Origin of the sequence: Micromonospora sp. NPDC005220 (genome assembly GCF_040607895.1) — a bacterium.
GTDB lineage: Bacteria > Actinomycetota > Actinomycetes > Mycobacteriales > Micromonosporaceae > Micromonospora.
In genome coordinates, this window is record NZ_JBEXHP010000060.1 from 14,645 (window position 1) to 35,701 (window position 21,057).

The following is a 21,057-nucleotide window of genomic DNA, read 5'->3' on the forward strand; positions in this document are numbered from 1 at the left end:
CCCGGCCCGCCCACGACGCCCGCGCCCCGCGCCCCGCGCCCGGGTCGGTCTGCGCCCGGCGCAGCTCGCCCGGGTACGGCGAAGGCCCCGCCCCCGGCGATCCGGAGATCGCGGGGACGGGGCCTGTCGTCGTTCAGCGGGTCACTTACCGCCGGCGAGCTTCTCCCGCAGTGCGGCGAGCGCCTCGTCGGTGGCCAGCGTGCCGGCCGGCTCCTCGGCCTGCCGGCTCGGGGCCGGGCTGGACGAGGAGGTGGTGCCACCGCCACCGCCGCCGCCAGCGGCCGGGACGGCCGGAGTCGGGTTGGCGGCAGCCTCGGCGTCGGCGGCCCGAGAGGTCTGCACCTGCTTGGTGTGGGCCTCCCAGCGCTGACGGGCCTCGGCGTACTGGTTCTCCCAGGTCTCGCGCTGCTTGTCGTACCCCTCGAGCCACTCACCCGTCTCCGGGTCGAAGCCCTCGGGGTAGATGTAGTTGCCCTCGGTGTCGTACGTCGCGGCCATGCCGTAGAGGGTCGGGTCGAAGTGCTCCTCGCCCTCGACGAAGCCCTCGTTGGCCTGCTTGAGCGACAGCGAGATCCGGCGGCGCTCCAGGTCGATGTCGATGACCTTGACCATGACCTCGGAGCCGACCTGGACGACCTGCTCCGGGATCTCCACGTGGCGCTCGGCCAGCTCGGAGATGTGGACCAGGCCCTCGATGCCGTCGTCGACGCGGACGAACGCACCGAACGGAACCAGCTTGGTGACCTTACCCGGCACGATCTGCTGGATCGCGTGGGTGCGGGCGAACTGCCGCCACGGGTCCTCCTGGGTCGCCTTCAGCGACAGCGAGACCCGCTCGCGGTCCAGGTCGACGTCCAGGACCTCGACCTCGACCTCCTGGCCCACCTCGACAACCTCGGACGGGTGGTCGATGTGCTTCCAGGACAGCTCGGAGACGTGCACCAGACCGTCGACGCCGCCCAGGTCCACGAAGGCGCCGAAGTTGACGATCGAGGACACTACGCCCTTGCGGACCTGGCCCTTCTGCAGCTTGTTGAGGAACTCGGTGCGCACCTCGGACTGCGTCTGCTCCAGCCAGGCCCGGCGGGACAGGACCACGTTGTTGCGGTTCTTGTCCAGCTCGATGATCTTGGCCTCGAGCTCCCGCCCGACGTACGGCTGCAGGTCGCGCACACGACGCATCTCGACCAGGGACGCGGGCAGGAAGCCGCGCAGCCCGATGTCGAGGATGAGGCCGCCCTTGACCACCTCGATGACCGAACCGCGGACGACGCCGTCCTCGTCCTTGATCTTCTCGATCGTGCCCCAGGCCCGCTCGTACTGCGCCCGCTTCTTGGAGAGGATCAGACGACCCTCCTTGTCCTCCTTCTGGAGGACCAGGGCCTCGATGTGGTCGCCAACCGTCACAACTTCGGCGGGGTCCACGTCGTGCTTGATCGACAACTCCCGAGAGGGGATGACACCCTCGGTCTTGTAGCCGATGTCGAGCAGGACCTCGTCCCGATCGACCTTGACGACGGTGCCTTCGACAATGTCGCCGTCGTTGAAGTACTTGATGGTCTCGTCGATCGCGGCGAGGAATGCCTCCTCGGAACCGAGATCGTCGTGGGTGACCCGGGTGGCGCTCGAGGGGGCCTCGATGCTGCTCGTCATGTGGGCGGTTGCTCCGGTCGGTGGGTTGTCACAGCAGGCTGGTGTGTCGCAGTGACCTGTTCGCGCCAGCGGATCCGTCGCCGGGCACACCGAACGATCGCCTAGTGAGATCATGATGTGGCTCCGGTCGACCGCGCACCTGCTCCCTGCCGAGGCAACGCGATCCGCGAGCGCATCGTCTAGCCTACCGTGCGCATTACCACAGCGTGCAAGCCCTCCCGGCTTCTCTCCGTGTGATGACCTGCGAAAGCCGAACAATCGCCCGGAAAACACCTCTGCTGTCTCCCGCGTCACAGCAGACCCACCCGCCTCGTCGGCCGCGCCACCGCCGCCGCGCTTGATCGACTCGGTTTCCTGGACATCGGGGCGTCCCACCGGCCCGGACACCGCGATGTCACCGAAGACGAGTCGATCAAGGTTGGTCGTGCAGATCTTGGACGCGCCGGCGTACCCATGGGGTGGGTGGGCCTAGCGTGGGCGCGTGGATGACGACAGCCGGGTTACCCGGCGCCGGGTGGGTGACGCCGAGGCCCGGCGCGCCAACCGCGGCTGGTGGGACACCGACGCCGACGACTACCAGGCCGAACACGGCGCGTTCCTCGGCGACGTGGACTTCGTGTGGTGCCCGGAGGGCCTGCGCGAGGCCGACGCCCGGCTGCTCGGCGACGTGTCGGGGCGACGGGTGCTGGAGGTGGGCGCCGGCGCCGCGGCCGCCGCCCGCTGGCTCGCCACCCAGGGCGCCCGGCCGGTTGCCTTCGATCTGTCCGCCGGCATGTTGCGGCACGCCGCCGAGGCCAACGAGCGCACCGGGGTACGCGTACCGCTGGTCCAGGCCGACGCGCTCGCCCTGCCGTTCGCCGACCGGTCGTTCGACATCGCCTGCACCGCGTTCGGCGCGATCCCTTTCGTGGACGACTCCGCGGCGCTGCTCGCCGAGGTGCACCGGGTGCTGCGGCCGGGTGGCCGGTGGGTGTTCTCGGTGACCCATCCGATGCGGTGGATCTTCCTGGACGACCCCGGCGAGGGCGGGCTGACCGCCGTGCACTCGTACTTCGACCGCTCCCCGTACGTCGAGCAGGACGACAGCGGCGTGGCCACCTACGTCGAGCAGCACCGCACCCTCGGCGACCGGATCCGCGAGCTGGTCGGGGCCGGGTTCCGGCTGCTGGACCTGGTGGAACCGGAGTGGCCGGAGGGACACGAGGGGATCTGGGGGCAGTGGAGTCCGCTGCGCGGACGGCTCTTCCCCGGCACCGCCATCTTCGTCACCGAGAAGCCCGCCGGGTGAGCGCGTCGCACCCACAGTCCGACCTGCATCCCATCGATCGCCGGTAGGCTCAGCCCCATGAGCGCCGAGCCCATCCCGACATCACCTGGCCCCTGGTGTCCGGATCCGATGCGGCAGCAGCGTGCCGACTACACGCTGGAGGACCTGCTCACCCTGCCGGACGACGCCCCCCGCGTCGAACTCGTCGACGGAGTTATCCAGGTGACACCCTCCCCCACCCTGGGCCATCAAGACATCTGCAGCTTGCTGTGGCTGTGGCTGCGCTCGCACGCCCCGGCGAACCTCCGTGCCGCCCAGGCAGTCGGAGTCGCGCTCAGCCGCAACACCAGCCGTCAGCCGGACGTGCTGCTCTGCCGCGCCGAGATCCCGTCCAACCGGTCCACTTTGCGGCCGGCGGATGTCGTACTCGCCGTGGAGATCGTTTCGCCGGGCACGCGACGGATCGACCGGTTCGCGAAGCCCGGGGAGTACGCCGCTGCCGGGATCCCCTTCTACTGGCGAATCGAACAGGACCCGGTGCACGTCTACGCGTACCGGATCGGCGATCAGGTAGGGCCGGGCGGCGAACGGCAGTACGAGCTGGTCGCCGACGGCGCCGACGTGATCGAGTTGACCGAGCCGTTCGACATCAAGCTGCCGGTCGCTGAGATCACCCCGTAGTCGTTTCTCCCCGACCGGGTCGGGTAGCCGAGGACCATGAGCAGAAGTGACGATGGCCGGGACACCTACCGGGAGTTCACCGAAGCGGTGAACATGAACCCCGGTGAGCTGTCCACGTGGCTGGAGACCGACGAGTCGAAACAGGTCGGCTGGCACAAGGGCGGTCGTACGGGTGGTGGCGAGTCCGTCGGGCACGAATCCGGCCGGAAGATCATCAACCTGCTCCGTCGCAAACGCGGTGACCTGTCCGAGGGCGACTACAAGCACATGCGCAAGGTGGTCGGCTACGTACGCCGGCACATGGCGCAGCGCCCCTCCGGCAACGTCCGCGACACCAAGTGGCGCTGGTCCCTGATGAACTGGGGCCACGACCCCCTGAAGTGAGAACCCGGCCCGCGCACGCGGCTCCCGCCCCATGATCCGCACAACCTCGGTGAAGTTGCTGCCTCAGAACGCCACGACCCAGCACTTTCCCCGAAGTTGCGCAGATCATGATCCGGCGCGCCGAGGCGGTGCCCGACCGCCGGCGCACACCGGGGAGGTACACGCCGGGGCGGTGCCGGATCGGGCGGCGCAGGGCTCCGCTAGATCTGGCCGGCGCCCTGCGCCCACAGCCGTTACCAGGGCGACCCGGTCAGGGGTTCCGGGGCAGCCCGACCCACGCAGGGATCAAGCCTGACCGCCCGGAGTGGGTCGGGCTGCCCTGGAACCCCCACACCGCAACCAACAAAGAGCAACGAACAAGGATCAGTGATCCGCGCTGTTCCAGTCCCGGCCCAAACCGACGGATACCTCCAGCGGCACCGACAGCGGGTACGCCCCGCCCATCTCCCGCCGGACCAGCGCCTCCAACGCCTCTCGCTCGCCCGGAGCGACCTCGAAGACCAGCTCGTCGTGCACCTGCAGCAGCATCCGGGAGCGCAGCCCGGCGTCGGCGAGCGCGGTGTCGACGTGCAGCATCGCCACCTTGATGATGTCGGCGGCCGATCCCTGGATGGGGGCGTTGAGCGCCATCCGCTCGGCGATGTCGCGGCGCTGCCGGTTGTCGCTGACCAGGTCGGGCAGGTAGCGGCGGCGGCCCAGGATGGTCGAGGTGTAGCCGTCCTGGCGGGCCTTGGCGACCACCTGCTGAAGGTAGTCGCGCACCCCGCCGAAGCCGGCGAAGTAGTTCTCCATCAGCCCGCGCGCCTCTTCGGTGCTGATGCTGAGCTGCTGGGACAGGCCGAAGGCGCTGAGCCCGTACGCCAGGCCGTAGTTCATGGCCTTGATCTTGCGCCGCTGGTCCGGGGTGACCTCGTCGAGCGGAACCCCGAAGACCGACGAGGCGGTGGCCGCGTGGAAGTCGGCGCCGGAGTTGAACGCGTCGATCAGCGCGTCGTCCGAGCTGAGGTGCGCCATGATGCGCATCTCGATCTGGCTGTAGTCGGCGGTGAGCAGACACTCGTAGCCCTCCCCCACCACGAAGGCCCGACGGATCCGCCGGCCCTCCTCGGTGCGGATCGGGATGTTCTGCAGGTTGGGCTCGGTGGAGGAGAGCCGACCGGTGGCCGCCACTGTCTGGTTGAAGGTGGTGTGGATGCGGCCGTCGTCGGAGACCGACTTGAGCAGCCCGTCGACAGTCGACTTGAGCTTGGCGACGTCGCGGTGGCGCAGCAGGTGGGCCAGCACCGGGTGCGGTTGCTGCGCGTACAGCCACTGCAGGGCGTCGGCGTCGGTGGTGTAGCCCGTCTTGATCTTCTTGGTCTTCGGCAGGCCCAGCTCGGTGAAGAGGATCTCCTGCAACTGCTTGGGCGAGCCGAGGTTGAACTCCCGACCCACCGCCTCGTACGCGCCCTGTGCGGCGGCCTTCACCTCGGCGGCGAAGTGCGCCTCCAACTCGGACAGATAGTCGGTGTCGGCGGCGATGCCGATGGTCTCCATGCCGGCGAGCACCCGCATCAGCGGCAGCTCCACGCCGGCCATCAGCCGGGCGGACTGCTCGCCGTCGCGGGACAGCTCGGCGTCGATCGCGTCGGCCAGGTCGAGAGTGGCCCGGGCCTGGAGCATCAGGTTCTGCCCGGCCACCCCTTCGTCGCCGAGGCCGTCGAGGGTGAGCTGGCCGGACTCCGGCACGTCCACCCGCAGCTCCCGGTGCAGGTAGCGCAGCGCCAGGTCGGTCAGGTCGTAGGACCGCTGGTCGGGGCGGGCCAGGTACGCGGCGATCTGAGTGTCCCGGACGATGCCGGCGAGCTGCCAGCCGTGCGCGGCGCAGGCCAGCACGGCGGGCTTGCTGTCGTGCAGCACCTTGGGACGCTGCGCGTCGGCCAACCAGCTGGCCAGGGCGCCCTCGTCGGTCGGGTCGAGCCCCGCCGGGTCGACCCAGGCCGCCGCGCCGCCGGCGGTGGCCAGCGCCAGGCCGGTGATCGAGGCGGTGTGCCGGCGGTTGGGACCGGTGTCGAGTTTGACCGCCATCCCGACCGGGGTGCCGGTCGGCGCGTGCGTGGTCAACCACCCGGCCAGCGCGCCGGGCTCGGTGAGCACCTCGCCGACAAGGTCGAAGCCGGACTCGGCCTCCGGCTCGACCGCCTCCAGGTACTGGTAGAGGCGGTCGCGCAGGATGCGGAACTCCAGGGTGTCGAAGACCTGGTGCACCGCCTCCCGGTCCCAACCCGTCCAGCGGGTGTCCTCGGGGCGGAGCGGCAGCTCCAGGTCGGAGACGAGGCAGTTGATCTCGTAGTTGCGGATCACGTCGGCGAGCCGCTCCCGCAGGCTGTCGCCGGCCTTGCCCTTGATCTCGTCGGCGCGGGCGATCACACCCTCCACCCCGCCGTACGTGGTGATCCACTTGGCGGCGGTCTTCGGGCCGACGCCGGGGATGCCGGGCAGGTTGTCGCTGGTCTCGCCGACCAGCGCGGCGAGGTCCCGGTACTGCTGGGGCGGGACACCGTACTTCGCCTCGATCGCCGCCGGGTCCATCCGGGCCAGGTCGGAGACGCCCTTGCGCGGGTAGAGGACGGTGATCTGGTCGTCGACCAGCTGGAACGCGTCGCGGTCACCGCTGCTGATCAGCACCGACATGCCCTGGTCGCGAGCCTGGCTGGCGAGCGTGGCGATCACGTCGTCGGCCTCGAAGCCCTCTTTCTCGACCACCGGGATCTGCAGCGCGGCCAGGACCTCCTTGACCAGGCTGACCTGGCCCTTGAAGTCGGTCGGGGTCTCGCTGCGGCCGGCCTTGTACTCCGCGTACTTGTCGGTGCGGAAGGACCGGCGGGAGACGTCGAAGGCCACCACGATGTGGGTGGGCTGCTCGTCGCGCAGCACGTTGATCAGCATTGAGGTGAAGCCGTACACCGCGTTGGTGGGCTGCCCCGTCGTGGTGGAGAAGTTTTCCACAGGCAGGGCGAAGAAAGCCCGGTATGCCATGGAATGTCCGTCGACGAGAAGCAGGCGCGGTGTCGTAGCTGTCACGGCAGCGACTCTAGTCCGTCGCACCGACATCCCCGGGTGGCGGCACCCGCGCGGACCGGGAAAACACGGCGACGGCCGGCCACCCCCGTGGAGGGGACGACCGGCCGCCGGGATCGCCGTGGCTCAGGCCACGCCGAGGTACGCCTCCTTGACCGACGGATCGTGCAGCAGGTCCTGACCGGACCCCTCCTTCACGATCTGACCGGTCTCCAGCACGTAACCGCGGTGGGCCCGCGACAGCGCCTGCTGGGCGTTCTGCTCGACCAGCAGGATCGTGGTGCCCTGCTGGTTGATCTCGGTGATGATGTCGAAGATCTGCCGGATCACCAGCGGGGCGAGACCCATCGACGGCTCGTCGAGCAGCAGCAACTTCGGCCGGCTCATCAGCGCCCGACCGACCGCGAGCATCTGCTGCTCGCCGCCGGAGAGGGTGCCACCGGCCTGCTTGCGCCGCTCGGCCAACCGCGGGAAGAGGGTCAGCACCCGGTCCAGGTCGGCGGCGATACCGGCGGAGTCCCGCCGGGTGTACGCCCCCATGTCCAGGTTCTCCATCACCGTCATACCCGGGAAGATCTGCCGACCCTCCGGCGACTGGCACAGCCCCCGGACCACCCGCAGGTCGGCCCGGAGCTTGCTGATGTCCTCGCCGTTGAAGGTGATCTTCCCGCTGGCCAGCGACCGGGTCCCGGAGATGGCCCGCATGGTGGTGGTCTTACCGGCGCCGTTCGCGCCGATCAGGGCCACCACCTCACCCTCGTTCACGGTGAGGCTGATCCCGTGCAGCGCCTCGATCCGGCCGTACGCGACGGCGACGTTCTCCAGCTCAAGCAGCGTCATCGGCGGGCTCCCCCAGGTACGCGGCGATCACCTTCGGATCGCGGCTGACCTCCGCGGGCGCACCCTCGGCGATCTTACGGCCGAACTCCAGCACCACGATCCGGTCGGTGACCCCCATGACCAGCCGCATGTCGTGCTCGATGAGCAGGACGGTCAGGCCCATGTCACGGATCTTGCGGATCAGGGTGAGGAGCTCCTCCTTCTCCGCCGGGTTGAAGCCGGCGGCCGGCTCGTCCAGGCAGATCAGCTTCGGCTCGGTGGCCAACGCGCGGGCGATCTCCAACCGACGCTGGTAGCCGTACGGCAGGTTGCGCGCCTCGTCGTTGGCCCGGTCGGCGATTCCGACGAAGCGGAGCAGCTCGAGCGCCTTATTCTCGGCCGCCCGCTCCTCCAGGATGTGCCGGGACAGGCCGAAGATCTTGGCGGCCGACAGGCGCACCTGCTGCCAGGTCCGGACGATCCCGGACTCGGCGGTGACCTGCGGCAGCTCCTCCGGCTTAGGCCGCACCCGGTACAGCCGGAACAGCGCCCCGGGCACGCTCGTCTTGTGCCGGGAGTCGGTCCCGACCATCACGTTCTCGAGCGCCGTCATCTCCGGGAAGAGCCGGATGTTCTGGAACGTCCGGGAGATGCCCAGTTGGCTGATCTGGTGCGGCTTACGGCCGGTCACCCGCTGGCCGCGGAACCGGACCGCCCCGGAGGTCGGCTTGTAGACCCCGGTCATCACGTTGAAGCTGGTGGTCTTGCCGGCACCGTTCGGCCCGATGAGGCCGAGGATCTCGCCCTCGTAGATCTGGAAGTTGATCTTGTCGAGGGCGACCACCCCGCCGAAGCGGAGCGTCACGTCGTCGACTTCGAGCAGTACCGATCGCGGCCCCGCCTGAGTCGGGATCTTCGGCGTACTGGTGCTGGTGGTCTGCTCAGACATGAGCGGGCGCCTCCTCTGCCTCTGCCGCGCGGTCCTTCAACTCGCGGGCACGCCGCCGGCTCGGGACCAGGCCCTGCGGACGCAGGATCATCACCAACACCATGGCCAGACCGAAGACCAACCACCGGTAGTCGGCGAAGTCGCGGAACCGCTCAGGCAGGTACGCCAGCAGCACCGCGCCGAGCGAGACCCCGATCATGTTGCCGGAGCCACCGACCACCACCATGGCCACGAACAGGATGGACAGGTTCGCGTTGAACTGGGTCGGGTCGATGAACGCGTTCCGGCTGCCGAACAGGAAGCCGGACAGGCCGCCGAGCGCCGCACCGATGGCGAACGCCCAGAGCTTGAACTTGAACGGATACACACCCATCACCGCGGCGGCGTCCTCGTCCTCCCGGACGGCCAACCACGCCCGGCCGACCCGGCTGTGCTCCAGCCGACGAACCAGGAACACCATGATCAGTACGAAGGTGATCGCCAACCAGTACCAGGGCTTCGCGTCGATCAGACCGAAGACCTTGTTGTCCGCCGACGGCGCGCCCTCCGGGCCGGGGATGGCCGAGATGCCGACCGGGCCGTTGGTCAGCCCGGTGGCGTTGCGGGCCACGATTCGGATGATCTCGCCGAAGCCGAGCGTCACGATGGCCAGGTAGTCACCGCGCAGTCGCAGCGTCGGCCAGCCCAGCAGCACCCCGGAGATCATCGTCAGCACGATCGCGATGAACAGGCAGATCGCCCAGGTCACCGCCCAGGTCGGCGGCAGGTTGAATTCCTGCTGGATCCACTTGACCACCGGCGAGTTCACCGAACCGAACAGCGCCACGCTGTACGCACCGATGGCGAAGAAGCCGATGTAGCCCAGGTCGAGCAGGCCGGCGAGGCCGACCACCACGTTCAGGCCGATGGCGACCAGCACGTAGATGGCGCAGACGAAGAGCACGCCCGCCCAGTTGTTGCCGCCCACGATCGAGTCGGTACGCAACCAGGTCAGACCCGGAACGCCGAGCAGCGGCAGGTAGTAGAGGATCGCCACGAAGGCGGCCAGGCCGAGGGCCTGCTGCCACTTCGCCAGCGCCCGCCAGCGGTCGCCGACGGAGGTCAGCATGCTGACCCGACGGCGGTCTGCGGAGCGAATCTTGTCGATCATGCGCGGGCCCTCCCGAGCGACTCACCCAACAGGCCGGTGGGCCGGAACATCAGCACCACGATCAGCACCACGAAGGCGATGACGTCCTCCCAGTTGGACGCGAAGAGCGTGGCGCCGTAGACCTCGACGATGCCGAGGAAGAGGCCACCCAGCAGCGCGCCGCGCAGGTTGCCGATACCGCCCAGAACCGCGGCGGTGAACGCCTTCAGGCCCAGCACGAAGCCGATGCTGTTCTGGGTGAAGCCGAACCGCATGCTCCACAGCAGCGCGGCGGCGCCGGCCATGATGCCACCGAGCACGAAGATCAGCATGATCACGCGTTCCTGGTTGACCCCCATCAGCGCGGCGGTCTCGGGGTTCTGGGCCACCGCCCGCACGCCCCGGCCGTACCGGGTGCGGTTGATGAACCAGTCCAGCAACGCCATCATCACCACGGCCGCGATGAAGACGATCAGTTGGATGTTCGTGATCGCGGTGTTGCCGATGGTGAACAGGGTCTCCTGCTGGATGATGGTCGGCATACCGACGATCTGCCGGGGCCGGCCGAACACATCCGGCAGCACGCCACCGAGCAGCTTCGGCAGCACCTGCCCGAAGAGCTCCACGAAGACCAGCGACAGGCCGATCGCGGTGATCAGGAAGATCAGCGGCGGCGCGTTCTTGCGCCGCAGCGGCCGGTACGCGATCCGCTCAAGCGCCAGAGCCGTACCGCCGGAGGCGGCCGCCGCGACGACCAGGCCGAGCACCAGGAACAGGATGGCCTGGCCGACCGGTGGGTTATTTTGCACTCCGAGCTGGTTCCAGAGGATCAGCACCGCGAAGGTGCCGACCATGAAGACCTCGGAATGCGCGAAGTTGATCAGACGAAGGACGCCGTAGACGAGGGTGTAGCCAAGGGCGATCAGGGCGTAGATGGCGCCCTTGGAAAGGCCGTCGACCGTGTGCTGGCCGAGATGGCCGATCAGTTCATCGAAATGCACCGGGGGTCTCCTTGAATCGAGTGCGGCCGGGGTGAAGCACCCCGGCCGCACTCCATTTCGTGGGCGTGCGTCAGCTGAGCTTGAGCTCCTGCAGCGGCTCGATGGCCTCGCCCTTGATCTGGTAGGCCCAGATGACGACCTTCGACGGGTCGACGTCGCCCTTGGAGTCGAACTTGATGTACTTCGACACACCCTGCTTGTCGTACGACTTCACGAACGCCAGGATGTCGGCCCGGGTCTTCTTGCCGGCCTTGAAGGCGTCCAGGAAGACAGTCGCGCCGTCGAAGCCCTCGGCACCGTAGGAGCCCGGCGGGATGCCGAACTTCTTCTGGTAGTCGGCCGAGAAGGTGCCGCCGGCCTTGTCGGCCGGGAGGCACGGGCAGGTGATGATCGCGCCCTCGGCGCCACCAGAGGCACCCTTCGGGAACGCCGGGTCGTAGAGACCGTCCGGGCCGACGAACTTGGCCTGGACACCGGCGGCGCGCATCTGCTTCACCAGCGGAGCGGCCTCACGGGTGTAGCCGCCGTAGAAGACGAAGTCCGCCTGCGCCGACTTGATCTTCGAGATGGTGGCGTCGAACTGCGCCTGCCGCTCCTGGATCTTGTCCTTGTTCACGATCAGCGGGCCGAGCTGCTTGCCGAGCTCCTCGGTGATGCCCGCGCCGTACGCGCTGGCGTCATCGACCAGGAAGACCTTCTGCGCGTTCTGCGTCTTCAGGTAGCTCGCCACCGCGCCGGCCTGCGTGCCGTCGTTGCCGACCACGCGGTAGAAGGACGTGTTGCCCTTCTGGGTCAGGTCCGTCCGGGTCGCCGACGGGCTGATCATCGCCAGGCCAGCGGCCTGGTAGATCGGCATCGTCGCGTCCGACTCACCGGAGAAGTGACCACCGATGACACCGAGGAACGAGTTGTCCCCCGCGATCTGGTTCGCGAACGGGGTCGCCACAGCGGGGTCACCCTGGGTGTCGAACTGCTGCATGGTGACCTTGCAGTTCGGGTTCGCCGCGTTGAACTGCTCCAGGGCGAGATTCGCACCGTTGAGCGACGGGATCACCAGACCCGCGTTGTCACCGGTGAACGCGCCGAAGATCGCGATCTTGCCACCGCAGTCACCGGACGCGGTCTTATCGTCGCCGCCACCGGAATCCTGGCAACCAGCCGCGACCACCAGGGTCGCGGCGAGCGCAACGGTGCCCAGCGCCCGTACATAGCTTCGCCTCACGGCTTCCTGACCTCCTCGAGATGCGGACGCGGCTGACCCGAAGCGACGGCGACAGCAGCAAACCCGCAATTCCACCCACCCCGCAGGGACTCCCCCTGCGTTACGGCTCGTGATGGCGGAGCGTACCGACATGACACACCGTCCCGGAAGGCCTGAAGCGGGGGTCTGCGAAACCGTTACGAAGACGCGGGCAATCACGTCGATGTCCGTAACAGGTGAATCCGCCGGTCGGTCCTTAAACCCACGCCCGGTCGACATCCACGCGACACAATCCTGACCACGCGGACCTGACAAGAAGCCGACTGACCTGCGGAAACGTCCAGGCGGGTCGCACCCCGGGGCAGAGCGTCACCGCACCGTCGACGGTCAGGCGCCCGGACCCTCCGCCCACCACAGCCCGACTCGGGTGCCGTCGTCCGCCGCCAACCACCACCGGTCACCCACCGCCACCAGCGTCACATCCCGATCAACACCCGCCGGCACATCGAGCGGCATCGCCGCCTCCCGCCACGACCCACCCCGGTCGGTCGACACCCACACCGAATGCCGCGCCCCATCCGTCACCGCGACGAACAGCGTGCCCCCGGACGACACCAGCGACCCCACCCCCGGCACCCCGGCACCAGCCCGCCGCCCGAACGTCCCGACGGCCAGCCAACCCGACGCCTCCTGCCGCCACGCGCCGAACGTCCCCCCGCGCAGCCCGACCGCCACCGGCACGCCGTCGGCCAGCACCACCCGTTGCAACTCCTCGTACTCGGAACCACCCGGCAGCACCGTGCGCCGCCACGAGCGCCCGTCCGGCGACGACCACACCGCCGGGTCGCGGTCGATCCGGCCAGCCGGCAACAGCCCACCCACGGCCAGCCACCCCGACGACGTCGCCACCGCGTCGAACGCCCAGGTCACCCCCACCGCATCGCTGGCCAGCTCGGGCGCGCCCTCGACCAGCGCGAACTCCGCCGCGGCCGGCGACGCCACCCAGGACGCCGCACCCGCCGACCGGTTACCGACGATCAACCAACCCGCCGGACCGGCCACCAGCCGGGACACGTTCACCGCCGTCGGCCCGCCGTACGTCTCGAACGACGCCTGCACCTCGATGAGCGCACCGTCGGCCACCTGCCGCCAGGTGCTCACCCGCGGATTGCCGTGCGCACCGCCGACCTTCGCGCCGATCAACGCCACCTGACCGTCGCGGCAGGCCGCCGACAGGAACACGTTCTGCCGCCCGTAGAAGGAATCCGGACGCACCGACAGCACCGTCCACGTCGTACCGTCCACACTGGCCCAGGCCGCCGGGCGGGTGCCACCGGCCGCGTCCACGACGCCACCGACCACGAACCACCGACCCGCGCACGACGCCGCGTCCCGCACCAGCGGACGACCCGGACCACCCGGCGGCGCCGGCAACGCCAGCGGCTGCCAACCCGGCCGCAGCGGCGGCGCGGCGGCCGTCATCGACCCCCCGCCGCTCGGCGCGGCCGGCCCGTCGCACCCGGCGAGCAGCAGCGCGAAGAGGCCGAACACCGCGATCACCCGTCGGACGGACACCCGTCGATGCTAGCCACCAGATACCGCGCGCGGTGGCCCAGCGGCGCCCGTTGTCACCGGGGCCGCTCAGACGGTCGGCTGCTGCGACACCTCGCCGCCGGCGGTCTCCGCGAGAATCCGCTCGGCGACCTCCTTCATGGTCATCCGGTGGTCCATCGCGGTGCGCTGGATCCACTTGAACGCCTGCGGCTCGGTCATCCCGTACGTGGTCATCAGCGCGCCCTTGGCGCGCTCCACCGACTTACGGATCTCCAGGCGGTCGGTCAGACTCGCGACCTCCGCCTCCAGGGCCGCCACCTCCGAGTAGCGCGACAGCGCGATCTCCACCGCCGGGACCAGGTCGCTCTTCTGGAAGGGCTTCACCAGGTACGCCATCGCGCCCGCCGCCCGCGCCCGCTCCACCAGATCACGCTGGCTGAACGCGGTCAGAATGATCACCGGGGCGATCCGGGCACCGGCGATGCGCTCGGCGGCGGCCAGCCCATCCATGATCGGCATCTTGATGTCGAGGATGACGAGATCGGGCTTCAACTCCTCGGCGAGGCGCACGGCTGTCTCGCCGTCGCCGGCCTCCCCCACCACCTCGTAGCCCTCTTCGACCAGCATCTCGGCGAGGTCCAGCCGGATCAGCGCCTCGTCCTCGGCGATCAGTACGCGCCTGCGCTCGGCATCCGTCGGCATCTCAGCCACCAGCCCTACCCCCACCAGTTCGAACGAGGCACCCGCCCAGCCGGGTGTCACCGCCTTCAGCGTAGTGGGTATCCTGTCAGGGCTGAATCAGGGAAGCGCCCTCGTAGCCCAACTGGCAGCAGGCAATGGTCTCAAACTCCATACAGTGTGGGTTCGAATCCCACCGAGGGCACAAATTAATGTCGTACGGGTGTTCGAGGATGGCCTCGTGCATCCACCTGAGATCCGTGCTCGTGCACGCCAGTTCTTCCTCGCGGGCGGCACTGTCGCCGACACCGCTCGGGCTGTCGGTCTGCCATATCGCACGGTCTGGCACTGGTGCAACGACCGGCCGGAAGCGAAGTTCCAGGGCACCCAGCTCCGGTGTTTCCGCTGCCGTGTCGGTGTCGACAGTCCTACAGACCCCGCGGCCTACGCCTACCTGCTCGGTCTCTACCTGGGCGACGGCCACCTGGTGACGACGGCGCGTGTTCCGGTGTTGCGCATCTACTGTTCCAATGACTGGCCCGGGCTGATCGAGGCATGCGATGTGGCCATGCGAGCCGTGTTGGCCTCGAAGGTGCAACGGGTCCAGAAGCAGGGTTGCGTGGGCGTACAGAGTTACGGCCTCCACTGGCCCTGCCTGCTCCCGCAGCACGGGCCTGGCAGGAAGCACGAGCGACCGATCGTCCTCGCCGACTGGCAAAGGCCGATCATCGAACAGCACCCCGGCGACTTCCTGAGAGGCCTGTTCCACTCCGACGGCTGCCGGTGCGCCAACCGGGTGACAGTGCGCGGCAAGGCGTACGTCTATCCGCGCTACATGTTCGTCAACGAGTCGGCCGACATCATGGGGCTCTGCCAGTGGGGCCTCGACCTGCTCGGCGTCGCCTGGCGGATGAACCGACCCAACTCGCTGTCGGTGGCGCGCCGCGACGCGGTAGCCGCGCTCGACCGATATGTCGGCCCCAAGTCCTGACCCGCCGCCGCCAGGCCACCCAACCCTGGTGATCATGAAGTTATTGCGCTGACACGCCGAGATCGAGGGCAATAGCTTCATGATCGACCGACGGAGGGGTGGCGGTCAGGGAATGCGTGGGAGCCTGTGCGGGTGTCGACGACAGAGGGCGGGTTCTGATGCGGGTGGTTGTCTTCGGTGCGACCGGCATGGTCGGTCAGGGCGTGTTGCGCGAGTGTCTGCTCGCCGATGACGTGACGGAGGTGTTGACGGTGGGTCGGCGGCCGACCGGTCGGCAGGACCCGAAGCTGCGGGAGCTGACCGTCGCGGACGTGGGCGAGTTGGACGCGGTGCGGGCCGAGTTCACCGGTGTCGACGCCTGTTTCTACTGCCTGGGGGTGTCCTCGTTGGGTCTGGACGAGGCCGCGTACACCCGGGTCAGCTACGACTACCCCCTCGCCGCGGCGCGGTTGCTGGCGGAGGTGAGCCCGCAGGTCACGTTCGTCTACGTCTCCGGCGTCGGCACCGACTCGACCGGGCAGGGTCGGGTGATGTGGGCGCGGGTCAAGGGTCGCGCCGAGAACGCGATCATGGATCTGCTGCCCAACGGTTACGCGGCCCGGCCGGGGTTCATCCAGCCGACGTACGGGGCGGTGTCGAAGACGCGGTGGTACCGGCTCGGGTACGCGGTCACCCGTCCGCTGTTTCCGGTGCTGCGTCGGTTGCTGCCGAACCAGGTCACCACGACCGACGGGATCGGTCGGGCGATGCTGCGGGTGGCGCGGCAGGGTTCGCCGGTCCGGGTGCTGGGCAACCGCGAGCTGCGCTGACGGTCAGGCGATCGTGTCCAGGGCGTGGGCGAGGTCGGCGCGCAGGTCCTCGGGGTCTTCCAGGCCGACCGAGAGGCGTAGCAGGGCGGCGGCGGGTTTGGCGTCGCCCTGGACCGGCCGGTGGGTGAGTGAGGCGGGGTGCTGGATGAGGGTGTCCACGCCGCCGAGGGACACCGCGTGGGTGATGAGGCGGCAGGCGACGGCGACGGCGGCCGCGGCGGGCGCGCCGCCGCGTACCTCGAAGGCGAGCAGGCTGCCGGGTCCGGCCATCTGGCGCCCGACCAGCGCCGCCGGGTCGTGCATCGAGGGGTGGTGCACCCGGTGTACGGCGGGGTGGTCGGCGAGCCAGCCGGCGAGTTTCTCGGCGGTGGCCTGTTGGGCGCGGACCCGCAGCGGAAGGGTTTGCAGGCCGCGGTGCAGCAGGTAGCCGCCGAGGGGGTGCAGGATCGCGCCGGTGACCGCGCGGACCTGGCGTAGGCGTACCGCCCAGGTGTCGTCGCAGGCGACGACGCCGGCGAGGACGTCGCCGTGTCCGCCGATGCTCTTGGTGGCGCTGTGCAGGACGAGGGTGGCGCCGTGGCGGGCGGGTTGTTGCAGGACGGGGGTGGCGACGGTGTTGTCGACCAGCAGGGGGATGTCGCCGGCCGCGGCGGCGAGGGCGGCGATGTCGACCAGGTCGACTGTGGGGTTGGCGGGTGTCTCGACGATGATCAGCGCGGTGTCGGGGCGGATGGCGGCGGCGACCTCGTCGGGGCGTGCCCAGGTGACTGTGGTGCCGAGCAGGCCGGTGGCGAGGACGTGGTCGGTGCCGCCGTAGAGGGGTCGGACGGCGACGACGTGCCGGCGGTCGTCGCGAGCGGCGGCGAGCAGGGTGGCGGTGAGTGCGGCCATTCCGCTGGCGAAGGCGACGGCCTGGGCGGTGCCCTCCAGTTCGGCGAGGGCGGTTTCGAAGCGGGCGACGGTGGGGTTCCAGAGCCGTTGGTAGACGGCGCTGCCGTCGGTGGGGAGGGTGCCGCCGGTGGCGAGTTGCTCGTACGCGGCACCGCCGTCGTCGACGGAGGGCAGTGGGTTGGTGGTGGACAGGTCGATGGGCGGTACGTGCACGCCGAGGGTGCGGAGGTCGTCGCGACCGGCGTGTACGGCCCGGGTGTCCATCGCTGTCATGCCGGTAGCGTCGAACATCCGTCGGCAGGCGGCAATAGATCGGCAGATCATTCTGTCAATGGGGTTTATTTCCGTGCTCGATTCGGGCGAGAATGGCGGAATGCCCTCTGAGCCGAATGATGTGCGGCCCTGTCCGGCCCTGGACGAGGTGGACCGCGCGATCCTGACCGAGCTGGCGGCGGACGGCCGGCTGCCGAACAACGCCCTCGCCGAGCGGGTGGGTGTGGCGCCGTCGACGTGCCTGACGCGTACCCGGGCGCTGCGCGAGCGGGGTGCGATCCGTGGTTTCCACGCCGAGGTGGATCCGGCGGCGCTCGGCCTGCCGTTGCAGGCGTTGGTGTCGGTGCGGTTGACCGCGCATGAGCGGGCGGCGGTGGACGCGTTCCGGGCCCGGTCGGTGCGGCTGCCGGGGGTGGTGTCGGTGTTCCACGTGGCCGGCGCGGAGGACTACGTGCTGCATGTGCGGGCGGCGTCCGGCGACGCGCTGCGGGACTTCGTGCTCGACCATCTGGCGGTCGATCCGGTGGTGCAGCACACACAGACCAGTCTGATCTTCGAGCAGGCGCGCGGGATGGGCTGACCGGCGGGTGAGCTGGCCGACGAAAACCCGCATCCCGGAACAAAGCCGGTCGGTGACGGGTTGGCTGACCGTGTGATCACCGTACCGTTGTCTGTTCTTGATCTTGCCCCGGTCGCCAAGGGCACCACCGCTGGCGCGGCGTTGCAGGCCACCACCGAGCTGGCCCGCCGCACCGAGGAGCTGGGCTACCACCGGTTCTGGGTGGCCGAGCACCACAACATGCCGGCGATCGCCAGCTCCGCCCCGGCGGTGCTGCTGGCGCACCTGGCGGCCAACACGTCGACGATCCGGTTGGGATCGGGTGGGGTGATGCTGCCCAACCACGCGCCGCTGGTGGTGGCCGAGCAGTTCGGCACCCTGGAGGCGCTGCACCCGGGTCGGATCGACCTGGGCATCGGGCGGGCGCCGGGCACCGACCAGATGACCGCGCTGGCGTTGCGACGCACCATGGAGGGCCTGTCGGCGGAGGGCTTCCCCCGCGAGCTGGCGGACCTGATGAACTTCTTCAGCGGGGAGAAGCCGGGGCAGATCATCGCCACGCCGGGCCGCGGTGAGCAGCCGGCCGTGTGGCTGCTGGGCTCCAGCGGTTTCAGCGCCCAGCTCGCCGGCCTGCTCGGTCTGCCGTTCTCCTTCGCGCACCACTTCAGCTCGCAGAACACCCTGCCGGCGTTGGCCCTGTACCGGCAGAACTTCCGGCCGTCGCAGTGGCTGGACAAGCCGTACGCGATGGTGGCGGTCAACGCGGTGTGCGCGGAGACCGACGAGCGGGCCGAATGGTTGGCCGGGCCGAGCGCCCTGTCGTTCCTGAAGTTGCGCTCCGGACGGCCGGAGCCGCTGTCGACGCCGGACGAGGCGGCGGCATACCCGTACACCGAGATCGAGCGGGAGTTCGTGCTGGCGCGCCGCGACGGTCAGGCGATGGGATCGCCGGAGACGGTGCGCCGGCAGCTGACCGAGCTGGTGGAGCAGACCGGTGCGGACGAGCTGATGCTGACCACGCTGGTGTACGACGTGCAGGACCGGGTGCGGTCGTACGAGTTGATCGCCGAGCAGGTGGCGGGCGGTCTACGCCGGAGCGCGTGAAACACGATCTTCACGTCAGCGTCACCCCGCCGACCCGGACACTGCCTAATGTTGGTTCCGGTGGTGGTACGGCATTCCCGGTCGGGACGGGTTGGGAATGCCGCGGTGTGGCGCACCGGGCCGGAGCTGAGCGGATTCCGCGGCTGCGGCCCGGTGCCTGCCACCCTAGGCGACCCCGATCGGGACCGCCAGGGTTTGCATCACCGTAGGTGGATGTCCGGCGTCGGTGGGGTGCCCATTCCGTTGCCGATGAAGAACCCCGGGTGCGGCGGCTGGTTGTAGGCGGTGTTCTGCCACGCGATGGCCACCCGATACTGCGGGTCGTGCATCAGCGTGTAGATCCGGGTGCTGGTCGGGGTGGGTGTGCTGTAGATCCGCAACGCCCGGCTGTCGGTGGTCCGCCAGATCACCTCTTCGCGCCAGTCGCCCAGGATGTCGCTGGAGAGCGCCGGTGTGGACTTGGTGCCGTTGTTGGACGCCACCCCACTGCCGTCGAGCAGCCGGGTCTCACCGCCGGTGCCGTACTTGTCGATCTTCGTGGCGTCGAGCAGCTCCCGCACCGGGTCGCCGTCCCACCAGGCCAGGAAGTTGGCCGAGGACGGCTTGCGGCCGACGTTCTGACCCCTGGTGTTGGCCAGTCCGGCGACCGCTGACGACCACGACTCCGCGCCGGGGCTGCCCGCCCAGATGTCCGCGGAGACACCCCGGCCGTTGTCGCCGGAGGCCGGCGTGGACCACAGGATCTGACCGGTACGGGCGTCAGCGAACCAGGAGCTGGGCTTGCTCGCGTCCTCGTCGACCTTGAACACCTCCAGGCCGGCGCGGCCCGGGTCGAGATCGCCGACGTGCAGGGCGTCGCCGTGCCCGTTGCCCGTCGAGTAGAGCAACCGACCGTTGTCGTCGATGGTGGCGGCGCCGTAGACGATCTCCTGGCGGCCGTCGGCGTCGACGTCCGCCACGGAGAGCTGGTGGTTGCCCTGGCCGGCGGCGGCGCCGTTGCCGGAGGCGTTCGAGTCGAACGTCCAGCGCTTGGTAAGCGTGCCGTTGCGGAAGTCCCACGCCGCGATGACCGCCCGGGTGTAGTAGCCCCGGGCCATGATCAGCGAGGGACGCTGCCCGTCCAGGTAGGCGGTGCCGGCGAGGAACCGGTCCACCCGGTTGCCGTACGAGTCGCCCCAGGACGACACGGTGCCGCGCGGCGGGTCGTAGGTCACGGTGGAGGCGATCGCGCCGGTCTGACCGTTGAACATGGTTAGGTACTCCGGGCCGGAGAGCACGTAGCCGCTGGAGTTGCGGTAGTCCGCCGACGACGAACCGATGAGCTGACCGGTGCCGGAGCGGGTGCCGTCGGCGGTCTTCATGGCCACCTCGGCGCGACCGTCACCGTCGTAGTCGTACACCTGGAACTGGGTGTAGTGGGCGCCAGCCCGGATGTTGCGGCCCAGGTCGATCCGCCACAACCGGGTGCCGGTCAGGGTGTACGCGTCGACGTAGACGTTGCCGGTGTAGCCGGACTGGGAGTTGTCCTTGGCGTTCGACGGGTCCCACTTGAGCACGATCTCGTAGCTGCCGTCGCCGTTGAGGTCGCCGACCGAGGCGTCGTTGGCGCTGTAGGAGTAGCTCTCCCCGCTCGGGGTGGTGCCCCCGGCCGGGACCTGCAACGGCACGTCCAGGTAGCCCGCGCCGAACTGCAACGCCGGCGCCGACGCCGCCTGCTCGGCGCCGCCCACCACGGCCCGCACGGTGTACGCGGAGCCGGCCGCCGCGCCGCTGTCGAGATAGTTGGTGGCACCGGTGATCGGGCTGGCGTTGACCCTGGTGGAACCCCGGTAGAGGTTGAACGCCACCCCGGAGGTCTCGGTGCCGAGCAGCCGCCAGGAGACCAGGTTGCCGCTGCCGGAGCGGACGCTGATCAACCCTCGGTCCAGGTTCTCCATCTGCACCACCCCGGCCGCCGGCGGAGGCGTGGTCGGGGGTGGCGTGGTGGGTGGTGGCGTGGTCGGGGGTGGCGTGGTGGGTGGTGGCGTGGTCGGGGGTGGCGTGGTGGGGGGTGG

At 69.5% G+C, this 21,057-nt stretch carries 18 protein-coding genes and 1 tRNA gene; 8 read left to right on the top strand and 11 right to left on the bottom strand.

What is annotated here, in order from left to right:
* Nucleotides 1-141 precede the first annotated feature (141 nt).
* Complete coding sequence (rpsA, locus tag ABZU52_RS21085) at nt 142-1,653, bottom strand: 30S ribosomal protein S1 (RefSeq protein WP_354972698.1); 1,512 nt, start codon at nt 1,651-1,653, stop codon at nt 142-144.
* 481 nt (nt 1,654-2,134) lie between these two features.
* Between rpsA and ABZU52_RS21090 the strand changes: the two genes are divergently transcribed.
* The 3 genes from ABZU52_RS21090 to ABZU52_RS21100 all read left to right on the top strand — a co-directional run bounded on the left by ABZU52_RS21090 (nt 2,135) and on the right by ABZU52_RS21100 (nt 3,985).
* Nucleotides 2,135-2,941, top strand: a complete 807-nt coding sequence (locus ABZU52_RS21090; protein WP_354972699.1) for a class I SAM-dependent methyltransferase — start codon at nt 2,135-2,137, stop codon at nt 2,939-2,941.
* Between the two features lie 108 nt (nt 2,942-3,049).
* Entirely contained in the window at nt 3,050-3,601 is a 552-nt protein-coding gene (locus ABZU52_RS21095) for a Uma2 family endonuclease (protein WP_354972700.1), read from the top strand.
* A gap of 36 nt (nt 3,602-3,637) precedes the next feature.
* A complete protein-coding gene (locus ABZU52_RS21100; protein WP_354972701.1) occupies nt 3,638-3,985 on the top strand; it encodes a DUF3140 domain-containing protein in 348 nt (115 codons plus the stop codon).
* A 363-nt stretch (nt 3,986-4,348) separates the two neighbouring features.
* Here the strand turns inward: ABZU52_RS21100 and polA are convergent, their stop codons facing one another.
* The 8 genes from polA to ABZU52_RS21140 all read right to left on the bottom strand — a co-directional run bounded on the left by polA (nt 4,349) and on the right by ABZU52_RS21140 (nt 14,409).
* A complete protein-coding gene (gene polA, locus ABZU52_RS21105; RefSeq protein WP_354972702.1) occupies nt 4,349-7,048 on the bottom strand; it encodes a DNA polymerase I in 2,700 nt (899 codons plus the stop codon).
* 123 nt (nt 7,049-7,171) lie between these two features.
* Entirely contained in the window at nt 7,172-7,885 is a 714-nt protein-coding gene (locus tag ABZU52_RS21110; protein ID WP_210911796.1) for an ABC transporter ATP-binding protein, read from the bottom strand.
* Nucleotides 7,872-8,813: an ABC transporter ATP-binding protein gene (locus tag ABZU52_RS21115; RefSeq protein WP_354972703.1), complete on the bottom strand. Its 942-nt coding sequence runs from the start codon at nt 8,811-8,813 to the stop codon at nt 7,872-7,874. Before ABZU52_RS21115 ends, ABZU52_RS21110 begins: the two co-directional genes overlap by 14 nt.
* Nucleotides 8,806-9,963 (bottom strand): branched-chain amino acid ABC transporter permease, encoded by a 1,158-nt coding sequence (locus ABZU52_RS21120; protein ID WP_354972704.1) that lies wholly within the window; start codon nt 9,961-9,963, stop codon nt 8,806-8,808. The genes ABZU52_RS21115 and ABZU52_RS21120 overlap by 8 nt, the downstream gene beginning before the upstream one ends.
* Nucleotides 9,960-10,943: a branched-chain amino acid ABC transporter permease gene (locus ABZU52_RS21125; RefSeq protein ID WP_354972705.1), complete on the bottom strand. Its 984-nt coding sequence runs from the start codon at nt 10,941-10,943 to the stop codon at nt 9,960-9,962. Before ABZU52_RS21125 ends, ABZU52_RS21120 begins: the two co-directional genes overlap by 4 nt.
* A gap of 70 nt (nt 10,944-11,013) precedes the next feature.
* Nucleotides 11,014-12,165: a branched-chain amino acid ABC transporter substrate-binding protein gene (locus ABZU52_RS21130; RefSeq protein ID WP_354972706.1), complete on the bottom strand. Its 1,152-nt coding sequence runs from the start codon at nt 12,163-12,165 to the stop codon at nt 11,014-11,016.
* A gap of 366 nt (nt 12,166-12,531) precedes the next feature.
* Nucleotides 12,532-13,719 carry a hypothetical protein gene (locus ABZU52_RS21135; protein WP_354972707.1) on the bottom strand — a complete coding sequence of 396 codons (1,188 nt, stop codon included), beginning with the start codon at nt 13,717-13,719 and terminating at the stop codon, nt 12,532-12,534.
* 66 nt (nt 13,720-13,785) lie between these two features.
* Nucleotides 13,786-14,409, bottom strand: a complete 624-nt coding sequence (locus ABZU52_RS21140; RefSeq protein ID WP_130402813.1) for a response regulator — start codon at nt 14,407-14,409, stop codon at nt 13,786-13,788.
* Between the two features lie 97 nt (nt 14,410-14,506).
* Between ABZU52_RS21140 and ABZU52_RS21145 the strand changes: the two genes are divergently transcribed.
* The 3 genes from ABZU52_RS21145 (at nt 14,507) to ABZU52_RS21155 (ending at nt 16,176) form a co-directional block, all read left to right on the top strand.
* Nucleotides 14,507-14,581 (top strand) — tRNA-Leu (locus tag ABZU52_RS21145).
* A gap of 36 nt (nt 14,582-14,617) precedes the next feature.
* A complete protein-coding gene (locus tag ABZU52_RS21150; protein WP_354972708.1) occupies nt 14,618-15,367 on the top strand; it encodes a transcriptional regulator in 750 nt (249 codons plus the stop codon).
* Nucleotides 15,368-15,525: 158 nt separating this feature from the next.
* Entirely contained in the window at nt 15,526-16,176 is a 651-nt protein-coding gene (locus ABZU52_RS21155) for an NAD-dependent epimerase/dehydratase family protein (protein WP_354972709.1), read from the top strand.
* Between the two features lie 3 nt (nt 16,177-16,179).
* Here ABZU52_RS21155 and ABZU52_RS21160 read toward each other — a convergent pair whose 3' ends face one another.
* Nucleotides 16,180-17,358, bottom strand: a complete 1,179-nt coding sequence (locus tag ABZU52_RS21160; RefSeq protein WP_354972710.1) for an aminotransferase class I/II-fold pyridoxal phosphate-dependent enzyme — start codon at nt 17,356-17,358, stop codon at nt 16,180-16,182.
* Nucleotides 17,359-17,440: 82 nt separating this feature from the next.
* Between ABZU52_RS21160 and ABZU52_RS21165 the strand changes: the two genes are divergently transcribed.
* Both ABZU52_RS21165 and ABZU52_RS21170 read left to right on the top strand, forming a co-directional pair.
* Complete coding sequence (locus tag ABZU52_RS21165) at nt 17,441-17,920, top strand: Lrp/AsnC family transcriptional regulator (protein ID WP_354972711.1); 480 nt, start codon at nt 17,441-17,443, stop codon at nt 17,918-17,920.
* A 60-nt stretch (nt 17,921-17,980) separates the two neighbouring features.
* Nucleotides 17,981-19,003, top strand: coding sequence for an LLM class flavin-dependent oxidoreductase (locus ABZU52_RS21170; RefSeq protein WP_354972712.1), 1,023 nt, complete (start codon nt 17,981-17,983; stop codon nt 19,001-19,003).
* Nucleotides 19,004-19,203: 200 nt separating this feature from the next.
* On the opposite strand, the gene ABZU52_RS21175 is transcribed toward ABZU52_RS21170, so the two are convergent.
* Nucleotides 19,204-21,057, bottom strand: a 1,854-nt coding sequence (locus ABZU52_RS21175; protein WP_354972713.1) for a rhamnogalacturonan lyase, incomplete at its 5' end; no start/stop codon positions are given.

Bases quoted from the DNA above. Each gene is read 5' to 3' on its own strand.
- ABZU52_RS21110 (WP_210911796.1), bottom strand. From the start codon at position 7,885: ATGACGCTGCTTGAGCTGGAGAACGTCGCCGTCGCGTACGGCCGGATC.
- ABZU52_RS21165 (WP_354972711.1), top strand. From the start codon at position 17,441: ATGCCCTCTGAGCCGAATGATGTGCGGCCCTGTCCGGCCCTGGACGAG.
- ABZU52_RS21120 (WP_354972704.1), bottom strand. From the start codon at position 9,963: ATGATCGACAAGATTCGCTCCGCAGACCGCCGTCGGGTCAGCATGCTG.
- ABZU52_RS21115 (WP_354972703.1), bottom strand. From the start codon at position 8,813: ATGTCTGAGCAGACCACCAGCACCAGTACGCCGAAGATCCCGACTCAG.
- ABZU52_RS21155 (WP_354972709.1), top strand. From the start codon at position 15,526: ATGCGGGTGGTTGTCTTCGGTGCGACCGGCATGGTCGGTCAGGGCGTG.
- rpsA (WP_354972698.1), bottom strand. From the start codon at position 1,653: ATGACGAGCAGCATCGAGGCCCCCTCGAGCGCCACCCGGGTCACCCAC.
- ABZU52_RS21100 (WP_354972701.1), top strand. From the start codon at position 3,638: ATGAGCAGAAGTGACGATGGCCGGGACACCTACCGGGAGTTCACCGAA.
- ABZU52_RS21160 (WP_354972710.1), bottom strand. From the start codon at position 17,358: ATGTTCGACGCTACCGGCATGACAGCGATGGACACCCGGGCCGTACAC.
- ABZU52_RS21095 (WP_354972700.1), top strand. From the start codon at position 3,050: ATGCGGCAGCAGCGTGCCGACTACACGCTGGAGGACCTGCTCACCCTG.